General features: G+C 72.1%; 10 protein-coding genes. 1 reads left to right on the top strand and 9 read right to left on the bottom strand.

The annotated features are described in order from the left end of the window. The first annotated feature begins 531 nt into the window (after positions 1–531). Positions 532–1,569 (top strand): lactonase family protein, encoded by a 1,038-nt coding sequence (locus ACF062_RS33985; RefSeq protein WP_392143428.1) that lies wholly within the window; start codon positions 532–534, stop codon positions 1,567–1,569. 102 nt (positions 1,570–1,671) lie between these two features. Here the strand turns inward: ACF062_RS33985 and ACF062_RS33980 are convergent, their stop codons facing one another. The 9 genes from ACF062_RS33980 to ACF062_RS33940 all read right to left on the bottom strand — a co-directional run bounded on the left by ACF062_RS33980 (position 1,672) and on the right by ACF062_RS33940 (position 12,410). Beyond that, the gene (locus tag ACF062_RS33980; RefSeq protein WP_320591566.1) at positions 1,672–2,634 is read right to left on the bottom strand and encodes a hypothetical protein; all 963 of its coding nucleotides are present in this window, start codon (positions 2,632–2,634) and stop codon (positions 1,672–1,674) included. 95 nt (positions 2,635–2,729) lie between these two features. Further along, positions 2,730–3,743, bottom strand: coding sequence for an N-acetylglucosamine kinase (locus tag ACF062_RS33975; RefSeq protein ID WP_392143427.1), 1,014 nt, complete (start codon positions 3,741–3,743; stop codon positions 2,730–2,732). Continuing rightward, positions 3,740–4,417, bottom strand: coding sequence for a uracil-DNA glycosylase (locus tag ACF062_RS33970; protein WP_223773343.1), 678 nt, complete (start codon positions 4,415–4,417; stop codon positions 3,740–3,742). Before ACF062_RS33970 ends, ACF062_RS33975 begins: the two co-directional genes overlap by 4 nt. A gap of 33 nt (positions 4,418–4,450) precedes the next feature. Continuing rightward, on the bottom strand, positions 4,451–5,536 hold the full coding sequence (locus tag ACF062_RS33965; protein WP_392143426.1) for a WD40/YVTN/BNR-like repeat-containing protein: 1,086 nt from the start codon (positions 5,534–5,536) through the stop codon (positions 4,451–4,453). 141 nt (positions 5,537–5,677) lie between these two features. Continuing rightward, entirely contained in the window at positions 5,678–6,589 is a 912-nt protein-coding gene (mmuM, locus tag ACF062_RS33960; RefSeq protein WP_392143425.1) for a homocysteine S-methyltransferase, read from the bottom strand. Continuing rightward, complete coding sequence (locus ACF062_RS33955) at positions 6,586–8,649, bottom strand: dipeptide ABC transporter ATP-binding protein (RefSeq protein ID WP_392143424.1); 2,064 nt, start codon at positions 8,647–8,649, stop codon at positions 6,586–6,588. Before ACF062_RS33955 ends, mmuM begins: the two co-directional genes overlap by 4 nt. Positions 8,650–8,665: 16 nt before the next feature. Next, on the bottom strand, positions 8,666–9,571 hold the full coding sequence (locus ACF062_RS33950; protein WP_392143423.1) for an ABC transporter permease: 906 nt from the start codon (positions 9,569–9,571) through the stop codon (positions 8,666–8,668). Next, on the bottom strand, positions 9,568–10,527 hold the full coding sequence (locus ACF062_RS33945) for an ABC transporter permease (RefSeq protein WP_392143422.1): 960 nt from the start codon (positions 10,525–10,527) through the stop codon (positions 9,568–9,570). Before ACF062_RS33945 ends, ACF062_RS33950 begins: the two co-directional genes overlap by 4 nt. Next, positions 10,524–12,410: a peptide ABC transporter substrate-binding protein gene (locus ACF062_RS33940; RefSeq protein WP_392143421.1), complete on the bottom strand. Its 1,887-nt coding sequence runs from the start codon at positions 12,408–12,410 to the stop codon at positions 10,524–10,526. Before ACF062_RS33940 ends, ACF062_RS33945 begins: the two co-directional genes overlap by 4 nt. Between the last annotated feature and the right edge of the window lie 259 nt (positions 12,411–12,669).

The raw sequence follows: 12,669 nt of genomic DNA, 5'->3' as shown, positions 1-12,669 counted from the left end.
CATGAAAAAGGCGCCACGGGGATCCGCAGCGCCATCGACAGCGCCATCACACCATCTACTCGCCCCTTGGCTCAACTGACACCCGGCAGGGTGGGCCATTGGTACAGCAATGGCCGCTCGCGCCGGATCGGTGGCAGGCCAACGGACCAGGTACCGCGGGGCGGGCCGGGTCGGCGGGCGGACATGAGAAGACCCCGGCTGGACGGGGGAGACCAGCCGGGGTCGTCGCGGGTGGCTCGCGGAGGGCGGTCGCCTCTCGGCGAAAGGCTCCATGGGGCTTCAGCCGAACGATCGTCCCCATGGGCTATAGGTGAGGCCCGGGGACACTGTCCCCTCCGCAGCCACACAGGAAAGAACGGCCGACCACATCCGGTTGTTCCGGGCCTTCGCGCCTTATCGGCGTGAGCTGGGACACAGGTGACGGTGGAGGGTCAGGGCGTCTGCCGGGCGCCGTCTGGTCCAGACCGGCTGCTAGCGTCGGCCGCACGAGCGGCGCCACGGACGCGGCGCCCCGGCCGAGAGGGGACAGCAGTGGACGACGGCAACCGTGCCGGACGGGCGTACATCGGATCCTTCACCGCGGCCGGAGGACTCGGCATCCTCACGGCGGCCGTCGACGAGGACACCGGCGCGCTGACCGTCCTCGGCACCACGGACACGGTCGCCGATCCCTCCTACCTCGCGCTCTCACCCACCGGCGACACCCTCTACGCGGTCAGCGAGACATCGGACGGCGCCCTCGCCGCCTACCGGCTCGAAGGTGACAAACCGGAACTCATCGGCCGTCCCGTGCCGGTCGGCTCGGCCCCCACCCACCTCGCCCTGTACGCCGGCCACGTGCTCACCGCCAACTACCGCTCCGGCAGCGTCACCGCCGTGTCGCTGCGCCCCGACGGCGGCCTCGCGGCACCGGCGGCCGAACTGCGCCACACGGGATCGGGGCCCCACCCGCAGCGCCAGCAGGGCCCGCACGCCCACCAGGTCCTCGCGGACCCGAGCGGCCGCTGGGCCGTCAGCGTCGACCTCGGCACGGACTCCGTCCGCGTCTGCGCCCTCGACGGCGACGGGCTCGCGCTCCACCGAGAAGTGGCGCTGCGCCCGGGCTCGGGGCCACGGCACCTCGTCTTCCACCCGCGCGGCGACCGCGCGTACGTCCTCAACGAACTGACCCCCACGCTCACCGTCTGCGCCTGGGACGCCGACGACGGCACGCTCAAGCCGCTCGGCGAGGTCTCCGTTCTCACCGACGTCCCGGACGGCGACGTCTACCCCTCCGAGGTCGTCGTCGCGCCCGACGGACGGTTCCTGTGGACCGCGACGCGCGGCGCGGACGTCATCTCGGTCCTCGCGCTCGACGAGGCAGGCGAGGCGCCCCGGCTCGCGGCGACGGTGCCCTGCGGCGGGCACTGGCCCCGCGACCTGGCCATCGATCCCTCGGGGCGGCATCTGTACGCCGCCAATGAACGCTCCGGTGACGTCACCTGGTTCACGGTCGACCACGACACCGGGCTCCCTCGGAAGTCCGGCTCCATCCAGGCGCCCGCCGCCTCCTGCGTGATCTTCGGCTGAGCGACCGCTCGGCCACTGTCGTGCGTATCGGATGGGTCCGCCGTACGCGAATGGGTCCGCCCCACATCGGGGCGGACCCATTCGGCGTATGTACGCGGGGGCTCAGTGCACCGGCGCGCCCGAAGGCTGCTGCGGGGCGATGCCGAGCGCGGTCGTGTACTTCGAGAGCGCCAGCTTGCCGATCGCCGGGTACGGGCCGAGCGGCTCGGCGACCGAGCAGCCGGCGTCCTTCGCCGCCGCGTCGAGCAGACCCGCGTCGAGCTCGGGGCCGATCAGGTAAGGCGCCAGCGCCAGCTGGGCCGAGCCCGAGCCGCGCAGCTGCTCGGCGGTCGCCGCGATGGCGCCCTCCTGGTCGAGCGCGGCGGCCATCACCGGCACCGCGAGGCGCGCGGCGAGCAGCATGCCGGTGATCCCGGCGGCCTGCACGGCCTCCTCGCCGCCGACCGTGGCGAGGACGATGCCGTCCGCCGCGGTCGCGACGGTGAACAGGCGCGCGCGGTCGGCGCGGGCGAGCCCGGCCTCCGACAGGCGCACGTGCAGCGCCTCGGCGAGCAGCGGGTGCGGGCCGAGCACATCGGTCAGCTCGGCGGCGACACCGCTGTCCGCGACGGTCTGCCGTATGCGGTCCATCAGCGTGCTGTCGGGGCCCGCGAGCAGCGGTACGACGACCGCCACGGGGCCCTCCGGCGGCGCGGCCGGCGCGCTCTCGCCGGCCTCGGCAGCGGCGGCGCGCGCCCGCTCGGCGCGGGCGGCGCGCTGTGCGGCCGCGTGCACGAGCACGGACCGCAGCGACGGGAACTCGGGGAAGGACGTGACGGTGGCGTCCTCCTCGCCGTCGACGTAACCGATGCGGGCGTCGAGCCCGGGCAGCTCGGAGCGGGCGATGCTCACGACTTCCTCGGCGAGGCCGCGCGTGGTGGTGCTGGGGGCGCCCGGCACGGCGAGGACGAGTGCGGGCGCGCCCTCAGGAGCCGCGACGGGCTCCGGACGGCGGTGCCGGCCCGGCTGACGGGGGCGCGGCATTCGTACGGGCAGGCCGGATGCGGGCCCAGTGGGGGAGCTCATGCGCCCGCATGCTACTGGCTTGCGCAGCCACTCTGTTCGGGGAGGGTGCAGGTGAGCGGTATAAGTCCGTTTTTGTCTGATGAATTACGTAGAGGTCAACTGTCACTTTCCTCTGTATGGATCATATGCACGGAGAGCATGCGCGCGTCCTGCGGCAGCCGCAGCCGGCCCAGGGCGATATCAGCCGCTATGCGCAGCGCGCCGTCCAGCGGGTCGCCGGCCGCCGGGACCTGTCGCGCCCGCGGCAGTTGGGCCGCGAGTTCCTCGCGCAGCGGGGCGAGCAGCGGCTCCCCCAGCTTGAACAGACCGCCGGTGAGGGCCACTTCGCACGCCCCGCTCCCGGGGCGGACGGCCGCCGCGGCTTCCGCGATGTGCCGCGCCGCGTCCCGCAGGATGCCGGCCGCCACCGCGTCGTCCGCCGCGCGGCCCGCCACCTCGGGTGCGAACGAGGCGAGGACGGCCGGCCGGTCGGCGCGGGGGTAGAGCCGACCCGGCAGCCCCGCCACCGGACCGAACAATTCCTCCGCGCGCGCGAGGAGCGGCCGCGAACCGCCCCGCCTGCCGTCGTGCGCCCGCATCGCCGCCTCGAGCCCCGCACGGCCGATCCAGGCGCCGCCGCCGCAGTCCCCGAGCAGATGGCCCCAGCCGTCGGCACGCCGCCAGGCCGTGAGGTCCGTACCGATCGCGATCAGGCCGGTGCCCGCGGCGACGACCGCGCCGGGACGCTCCCCGAGCGCGCCCGCGTAAGCCGTCACGGCATCCGCGGCGAGCGCCACGCGCCGTACGCCGAGGGCCTTGTCGAGCGCGGACGGCAACGCGGCCCGCAGATCGTCCCCCAGCGTCGCCATCCCCGCGGCGCCGACGGCGACGGCCGTGATCCGCCCGCCGCCCGCCCGGTCCAGCAACGCCCGTGCCATGGGCAGCAGTTGCGTCATGAAGTGCGAGGCGTCGATGCCGCGCGGTCCCGTGCGCACCGGTTCCGGGGACCGAATCGGCTCCCCGGCCGGGACCGGGCACGGCGCGCCGCCGTCCGGCACGGCTAGAGCCACCCGCAGCCCGGAGCCTCCCGAGTCGACGCCGAGGACGTACGCCGGCTCCGGCTCGGTCACGGAAGCCGCCAGTCCACCGGCTGCGCCCCCTGCTGGACCAGCAGGTCGTTGGCCCGGCTGAAGGGGCGCGAGCCGAAGAAGCCCCGGTCGGCCGACATGGGGGAGGGGTGCGAGGACTCCACCGACGGCAACTGCCCGAGCAGCGGCCGCAGATTGCGCGCGTCACGCCCCCACAGAATCGACACCAGCGGCTTCCCGCGCGCCGCGAGCGCCCGTATGGCCTGCTCGGTGACCTCCTCCCAGCCCTTGCCGCGGTGCGCGGCGGGCTTGCGCGGAGCCGTGGTGAGCGCCCTGTTCAGGAGCAGGACGCCCTGCTGGGTCCACGGCGTCAGGTCGCCGTTCGACGGCGGGGGCAGCCCCAGGTCGTGGGTCATCTCGCGGTAGATGTTGATGAGGCTGCCGGGCAGCGGCCGCACGTCGGGCGCGACCGAGAACGACAGACCCACCGCGTGACCGGGCGTGGGGTAGGGGTCCTGGCCGACGATCAGGACGCGGACGTCGTCGAAGGGCTGCTGGAACGCGCGCAGCACGTTCGGCCCCGCCGGGAGGTAGGTACGGCCCGCGGCGATCTCCGCGCGCAGGAAGTCCCCCATCCCGGCGATCCGTTCGGCCACCGGTTCCAGGGCCTTGGCCCAGCCGGGTTCGACGATCTCATGCAAGGGTCGTGGTGCCACGGCGTCACCCTACTGCCGTAACGGCGGTGTCGATCAACCGATGGCCGCGGCCCGCACGCACAGCACGTCCGGCAGGTGCGAGGCGAGCAGCCGCCAGCTGTCGCCGTCGTCCGCCGAGGCGTACACCTCGCCGTTGCGATTGCCGAAGTAGAGGCCCGCCGGGTCGTTGTCATCACTGCACATGCCGTCCCGCAGCACCGTGCCGTAGTGATCGCCCTGCGGCAGGCCCGCGCTCAACGGCTCCCAGCTCGCGCCCGCGTCGGCCGTGCGGTACACGCGGCAGCGGCGGGCGGCGGGGACCCGGTCGCTGTCCGCCTCGATCGGGAAGACGTACGCCGTGCCGCCCCGGTGCGGGTGGGCGACCACGGCGAAACCGAAGTCGGAGGGCAGGCCGCCGCCGATGTCCGTCCAGTGCGCCCCCGCGTCGTCGCTGCGGTACACGCCCCAGTGGTTCTGGAGATACAGCCGGTCCGGGTCGGCCGCGTCCCGCGCGACCTTGTGCACGCACTGCCCGAACTCGGGGTCCGGCTCCGGCAGGAACACCGCCGAGACCCCCCTGTTCGAAGGGGCCCAGCTCGCGCCGCCGTCCAGGGTGCGGAACACGCCCGCGGTGGACACGGCGACGGTCACCGCCCGGGCGTCGCGGGCATCCGTCAGGATGGTGTGCAGGCCCTCACCGCCACCGCCCGGCACCCACTTGGAACGTGTGGGGTGCTCCCAGAGGGGACGGACGAGCGCGAAGCTCTCGCCGCGGTCCTCCGAGCGGTACAGCGCGGCGGGCTCCGTGCCCGCGTACACGACGTCCGGCTCCGCGGCCGACGGGTGCAGCTGCCACACCCTCTCCAGCGACGCCCCGGTGTCCTTGGGGAACTTCACGGCGGGCTTCGCAGGCTCCGTCCACGACTGGCCCAGGTCGTCGGAGTGGAAGACGGACGGGCCCCAGTGCGCGCTGTCGCCGCCGACGAGCAGGCGGGGCGTCCGGCCGCGCGTGTCGATCGCGACGGAGTACACCGCTTGGGCGTTGAAGTACGGGCTGTCGTCGAACTCCCAGGCACCCTCGCGCCTGCGGCCGATGAACAGGCCTTTGCGGGTGCCTACGGTCAGAAGTACATCGGCCATCGCGGCCACCTCCGGACGTCGTTGTCTCAGGTATCCGTCAGTCTGCACCCCGGCACTGACAGTCACCCTCCGGCACGGTGTTTCCGCAGGTGAACGCCGTGTCCCAGCCTGAACGCCGGGTCTCAGCCCAAAGGCCGGGTCTCAGGCCGAAGAGCGGTCCGGCGGCGACGACAGCTCCGACGCGACCCGCGCGATCGCCCCCGGACCCACCCGGCAGCACCCGCCGATCAGCCGCGCCCCCGCCGCCCGCCAGCCGGCCACCTGACCGGCCGCGAACCGCGCGGGACCACGCCACGACCGCGCCTCGGCGTCCCACCTCTCGCCGCTGTTCGGATAGACGACCACCGGCTTGCCGGTGACCCGCGCGGCGAGCTCCACCGCCGACCGCGCCTCGCGCGGATCGCAGCAGTTCACGCCGACCGCGATCACCTCGTCCACGTCGGCGGCGAGAGCGAACGCCTCGTCGAGAGGCCGGCCCGCGCGCGTGCGGCCCCCCGCGACGCTGTACGACAGCCAGGCGGGCACCCCGAGACCGCGCACCGCACGCAGCAACGCCCGCGCCTCGTCGGTGTCGGGGACCGTTTCCAGGGCGAGGACGTCCGGGGCCGCCGCGGCGAGGGTCTCCAGGCGGGGCCGGTGGAAGCGCTCAAGATCGGCCACGCTCAGGCCGTACCGGCCCCGGTACTCGGAGCCGTCGGCGAGCATCGCGCCGTAGGGCCCCACCGACGCCGCCACCCACACCTCGCGGCCAAGCCCGTCGCCGGCCCGCCGCGCCAACTCCACGCTCAGGCGCAGCAGGTCGGCCGTGCGGGGCGCGTCGACACCGTGCCGCGCGAACCCCTCGTACGTCGCCTGGTAGCTGGCGGTGATGGCGACCTCGGCGCCCGCCTCGTAGTACGCGCGATGGGCGGCCTCGATCGCGTCCGGCCGGTCGGCGAGCAGGCGCGCCGACCAGAGGGCGTCGCTCAGGTCGTGCCCGGCGGCCTCCAGCTGGTTGGAGAGGCCGCCGTCCAGCACGAGCGGGCGGTGGGAAAGAGCGTCGGCGAGTCTCACATGGCTGACGCTAGCCGAGGCGTGGTCAGCGGGAAGTGGCAGGCCACCTGGTGTCCGGCGCCGCTCGGAGTGCTCACCGGCGGCTCCGTCGTGGCGCAGACGTCCTCGGCGAGGGGGCACCGGGTCCGGAAGCGGCAGCCGGACGGGGGGTTCGCGGCGGAGGGGGTTTCACCCTTGAGCGGCGCGCGTCCAGTGGCGGGGGCGGCTTTGCGGGCGGCTGCGGGGTCGGCCAGGTTCACCGTCTCCAGCAGCCCCCGTGTGTAAGGGTGCAGCGGCTGCCCGTACACCTTCTCCACCGGCCCGGCCTCCACCAGCTTGCCGAGGTACATCACGCCCACCGTGTCCGCCAGGTGCCGCACCACGGCCAGGTCGTGCGAGATGAACAGGTAGGTCAGGCCCCGCTCGCGCTGGAGCTCCCGCATCAGGTTCAGGATCTGCGCCTGCACCGACACGTCCAGCGCGGACACCGGCTCGTCGGCGACCACCAGATCGGGTGAGAGCGTCAACGCCCTTGCCAGGCCGATGCGTTGCCGCTGCCCTCCGGAGAACTCATGCGGGTAGCGGTGGACCGCGCCGCGCGGCAGGCCGACGGCGTCGAGGAGTGCGGCGATGCGCTCCTCCTGCTCGGCGCGGCTGCCGACACCCTGGATGACCAGGGGCTCCCGCAGGATCTCGCCCACCCGCATGCGCGGATCCATCGCGGCGGTGGAGTCCTGGAACATCAGCTGGACGCGACGCCGGTGCGCCCGCCGCTCGGCCCGGGTCATCCGGGACGGGTCGACGCCCTCGAAGCGCAGCGCCCCGGCGGTCGGCTCCTCAAGCCCGGCGACGATCCGCCCGAGCGTGGTCTTGCCGCAGCCGGACTCGCCGACCATGCCGAACGTCTCGCCCTCGCGGATCGTGAGGGACACCCCGCCGACCGCGCTGACCGTGCCACGACCGCGCGCGAACGGACCGCTCTTGAGCGGGAACTCCTTGACGAGGACGTCGAGTTCGAGAAGTACGTCCCCGGGGGCGGCGGCCGGGGCCACGGGCGCGGGGATCACCGCCTCGTCCTCGGACGTGGCCTCGTCCGGCACCGGGTGGAAGCACGCGAACCGGTGCTCCGCGCCCCGCACATCGTCGTCGGCGAGCGGCGGCTCCTCGCCGCGGCACTCGTCCGTGGCGAAGGCGCAGCGCGGCGCGAAACGGCAGCCCGCGGGGCGCGTCGCGAGGCTCGGCGGCAGACCGGGGATGGTGTGCAGTTCCGTGCCGGTCGCGGCCGCGCGTTCGGGCAGCGCGGCGAACAGTGCCTCGGTGTAGCGGTGGCGCGGGCGGGTGAAGAGGTCCCGTACGCCGGATTCTTCGACGACCTTTCCCGCGTACATGACGGCGACCCGGTCGACGCGGTGCGCGATGACGCCCAGGTCATGGGTGACCAAGATCATCGCCATGCCGAGGCGGGCGCGCAGGTCGTCGACGAGTTCGAGGATCTGGTGCTGCGTCGTGACGTCCAAGGCGGTGGTCGGCTCGTCGGCGATGAGCAGCTTCGGCTCGCAGACCAGGGCCATGGCGATCGCCACGCGCTGGCGCATGCCGCCCGAGAGCTGGTGCGGGTAGGCCTTCATGCGTTCGGCGGGCCGCGGCATACCGACGAGGCGGAGCATCTCCTCGGCGCGGGTCATGGCCTCCGCGCGGCCGATGCCGGGGCGGTGCAGGAGCAGCGGCTCGGCGACCTGGGCGCCGATGGTCATCGTCGGGTTGAGGGAGGTCAGCGGGGACTGGAAGACCATGCCGATGCTGTTCCCCCGTACGTCCTCCAGGACGGGCGCGGCGGCGGTGGCGAGGTCGTGGCCGTCGAACAGGACGCGCCCGCCGGTGATCTCGCCGCCCGGCGGCAGCAGGCCCAGCACGCTGAGTGCGGTCATGGTCTTGCCGCAGCCGGACTCGCCGACAATGCCCAGGGCCTCGCCGGGGGCGAGGGTGAGGCCGACGCCGTCGAGGGCGTGGACGGTGCGGTCGCGCGAGGCGATGTCGACGCGCAGGTCGTCGATGGTGAGCAGTGGCTCGGGCGTGGTCATCTCTCTGGTCTTCCTCTCAGCTTCGCAGCCGGACTTCGAACGCGTCCCGCAGCCCGTCGCCGATGAAGTTGAACGCGGCGACGACCAGCACGATCGCGATGCCCGGCGGGAAGATCAGCCACCAGTAGCCGTTCTGGGTGTAGGTGATGCCGGCGGACAGCATGGAGCCCCAGTCGGCCGAGGGCGGCGGGATGCTCAGGCCGAGGAACGCGAGGTAGCTGACGTAGAGGATGGCGTCGGCGATCTGGAAGGTGCAGTTGACGATGACGGTGCCGATGGCGTTGGGCACGATGTGCTTGAAGACGGCGCGGGTGCCGCCGCCGCCCATCATCCGCATGGCCTGGACGTACTCGCGGTCGCGCAGCGCCAGGGCCTCGCCGCGCACCAGGCGGGCGGGGGAGAGCCAGGCGACCGCCGCGATGATCACGACCAGGACGCCCTTGTCGGGCGTGATGATCGCGGCGACCACGACGAGCAGGAACATCGCGGGGATGGCGAGCGCCGCGTCCGTGACGCGCATCATCGCGGCGTCGACCCAGCCGCCGAAGTATCCGGAGACCGCGCCGTAGACGGTGCCGAAGAGGGTGGCCAGCAATCCCGCCGCCAGGCCTATCTCCAGCGAGGTCCGGCCGGCGACCATCAGACGGCCGACCATGTCGTAGCCGAGGTCGGTGGTGCCGAGGAGGTGGCCGGGGCTCCCGGGCGGGAGGTTCGCCTGCGACAGGTCGGTGTGCACCTGCTCGGTGGGGTGCAGGAGCGGCCCGAGGTAGCTGAAGGCGAGCAGCAGGGCGAGGACGGCCACGCCCGTCAGGGCGAGCTTGTTACCGGTGAAGACCCGCAGGGTGCGGTGGGCGAGGGAGGGGGTGGCCCGCGCCGTCTCCTCCTGGCCGGCGGCGGTGACAGGGGCGGCGGTGGTACTCATGCCACGCTCCGTATCCGGGGGTCGAGGGCGGCGTACAGGATGTCGGTGAGCAGGGAGCCGACGACGGTGGCGACGCCGACGACGAGGGTCACGCCGAGGAGTACGGGGAAGTCGGAGCCCTGTGCCGCGTTCCAGAACAGCAGCCCCATGCCCGGGTAGTTGAACATCGACTCGACGACGAGGGCGCCGCTGAACAGCGTCGGCAGGTAGAGGCCGAGGAGGGTCGCGAGCGGGATGAGCGCGTTGCGCAGGACGTGCCGGACCATGACGCGGCGGCTCGACTGGCCCTTGGCCATCGCGGTGCGGACGTATTCCTCGGTGAGGTTGTCGAGGACCGCCGAGCGCATGTAGCGGCTGAACATCGCGATGATGCCGAAGGCCATGGTGACCACCGGCAGGATCAACCCGGTGAAGTCGCCGAGGAGTTCACCGATCGTCTCGCCCTGGGGCGCCTCCGCCGGGAAGATGGGCATGACCTGCGCGAACAGGATGATCATGATGAGGCCGAGGAAGAACACCGGCGTCGCGTACATCAGGAAGGCGAGACCCGTCAGCGCGTAGTCGACGGGCTTGCCGCGCCGCACGGCCTGGAGCAGGCCGAGCGGGACGGCGATGACGACGGCGAGCACGGTGGACAGGACGGTCAGGAGCAGCGTCTTCGGCAGACGTTGCTTCAGCAGGTCCAGGACGGGCGAGTTGAGCTTGAAGGACTCGCCGAGGTCGCCGGTGAGCAGCCGCTTCAGGTACATCGCGTACTGCGTCGGCAGTGAACGGTCGTACCCCTGCTGGTGGTTGAAGTGCTCGATCTGCTGCGGCGTGCCCTTGGGGCCGAGGATGGCGCGGGCCGGGCCGCCCGGCAGGAGGTGCAGGAGCACGAAGACGATGACCGACACCAGGAAGAGGACGACGATCGCCTGGAGGAAACGCTTGACCAGAAAGCCGGTGAAGCCGGTCACTTCACGGCTCCCTTCAGCGTGCCGCTCTCCACGCCCTTCTCCGTGCCGCTCTTCTTGGCGTTCTTGACGTAGTACCAGTGCTGGGGCGCGAAGGTGACGGTCGGGTTCTGTTCGATGCCGCGCAGGTCGTTGCGGATGACCGAGACCTGGTACGCCGGATTGGGCATCCACATCACCGGAAGCTGCTCGGCGAGGTACTCGCCGTACTCGTGGACTGCCTTCATGTCGGGGGAGTACTGCACGGCCCGGATGACGCGGTCGGCCTTCTCGTCGCTGTAGTTGCCGAAGTTGGCGGAGGCCCCGGTGGAGAAGAGCTGCTCGCCGCTCGGGTTGAGCGGGTAGTACCAGCTGCCGGCGGTCCCGAAGAAGGACATGTCCCATGCGCAGCCAGGGTCCTTCGCCGTGCAGGGCACGGAGTTGCCGAGGACCGAGTTCAGCGGCTGCTGGCGCACCGACAGTTCGATGCCGGCCTTGGACAGGGACGACTTGAGCTCCTGCATCATGTTCGTCGTCTCGGTGGAACCGGACTGGGACAGGAGGGTCAGTTCGAGCGGGGTGTCCTTCGCGATGCCCTTGCCGCACTGGTTCTCGCCGGTTCCGGGGCGTACGCAGCGGGCGGTGCCGTCCTCGACGCGCCAGCCGTGCGCGGTGAGGAGACGCCGGGCCTTGTCGACGTCATACGGGTAGCGGTTCTTTCCCATGGCCTCGGAGAGGTACTGGCTCTTCGGCGTGGCCGGCACCGGGCCCAGCGTCGGTGTCGCGCTGCCCTGCCAGATGACGTCGCTCATCGCCTTCTGGTCGACGAGGTGCTGCATGGCCCGGCGGATGTAGAGCTGTCCCATCAGCGGGCCGCCGCGCGTGGAGTTGAAGTTGTAGACGATGTACGTCGCCGCCCAGCCCTCCCATGGGTCGACGCGGTAGCCCTTGCTCTCGAACTTCTCCCTCTGCGCCATCACCGACGGCGGGATGTAGCCGTAGTCGACGCCGCCGGAACGCAGCACGTTGTACTCGGAGTCGGCCGTGGTGAAGGGCTTGAAGACCACCTTGTCCAGGTGCGGGCGTTCGGACTCCGGGCCGGTGAACTTCTCGTTCGGCACGATCGTCACCTGGCCGCTGTCACGCCATTCGGCCAGCTTCCAGGGGCCGTTGACCGTCTTCCAGAGCGGGTCGGAGCCATACGAGCCAAGGCTCTTCGCGTGCTTCGTGAGGCGCGCGAAGACCGCCTTGGAGCCCTTCGGCGTGCGGTCCCAGTCACCGATCCTGCCGCCGTCGGTCTTCGCGTCCCAGGCGTGCTGCGGGAGGGCCCGCATGAGCGTGAGCTGGTTGGCGGTGAACCAGTCCGGGTTGTAGGCACGGGTCAGGCGCAGCCGCACGGTGTGGTCGTCGAGGGTCTCGAACCGCTTGACGTTGTCCGGCATGGTGCCGACCGAATAGCTGCCCCACTCCGCCTTGTTGGCCTTGACGAGGCGGAACCAGAACTCCAGGTCGCGGGCGGTGACCGGCTTGCCGTCGGACCATGTCACGCCCTCGCGCAGCGGCACCGTCACGGTCTTGTTGCCGTCGCTGTACCTCGGCTCCAGGCCCAGCGTGCCGGGCCCGTGCGTCGTCAGCTCGTCCTTCTCCTTGTCCTGCACGGCGTCGTAGACCGGCGTGAACAGCAGGGACTGGATGCCGTAGTTGTACGAGGCGCCGTAGCCGGGCGCGCCGATCGGGAAGATCCAGTTGGGGGTGGCGGCCGGCGGCAGGGCCATGGTCGCCGTACCGCCTTCGACCGGAGTGCCGCCGGTGGGGCCCATGTCGATGCGGCCGCCCTCGCGGGTGCAGCCGGTGAGGGCCGCCGCGAGGAGGAGCAGGGCTGCCGCCGCGGACCTGAGTGAGCGCATGGCGATGGGCCTCCAAGGGGGACGGGGCCGGCCTCCGTGCCGGAGAACGACGGAGCGGCGCCCGAACGCTAGGCCGTGCCGGAAAAACAAGTCAATACTTCATTCGGCGGGAACTCGAAAACCCGGTGGGGGTGGCGTACTTGATTCGGTGAGCCCTAGTGTTCGGCCGAACGACGAAGGAACATCGCGAAGAAGAAGCGCTACGGAACGGCGCGAAAGAACAGTGCGGGGCGCCTCGCACGACAGGTGAGCAACTGGG

The organism is Streptomyces sp. NPDC015345 (assembly GCF_043078805.1).
Taxonomy (GTDB): domain Bacteria; phylum Actinomycetota; class Actinomycetes; order Streptomycetales; family Streptomycetaceae; genus Streptomyces.
Note: the sequence above shows the minus strand (reverse complement) of the source record. Positions and strands in the feature narration are given on the sequence as shown.

Bases quoted from the DNA above. Each gene is read 5' to 3' on its own strand.
- ACF062_RS33955 (WP_392143424.1), bottom strand. From the start codon at position 8,649: ATGACCACGCCCGAGCCACTGCTCACCATCGACGACCTGCGCGTCGAC.
- ACF062_RS33940 (WP_392143421.1), bottom strand. From the start codon at position 12,410: ATGCGCTCACTCAGGTCCGCGGCGGCAGCCCTGCTCCTCCTCGCGGCG.
- ACF062_RS33965 (WP_392143426.1), bottom strand. From the start codon at position 5,536: ATGGCCGATGTACTTCTGACCGTAGGCACCCGCAAAGGCCTGTTCATC.
- ACF062_RS33950 (WP_392143423.1), bottom strand. From the start codon at position 9,571: ATGAGTACCACCGCCGCCCCTGTCACCGCCGCCGGCCAGGAGGAGACG.
- ACF062_RS33980 (WP_320591566.1), bottom strand. From the start codon at position 2,634: ATGAGCTCCCCCACTGGGCCCGCATCCGGCCTGCCCGTACGAATGCCG.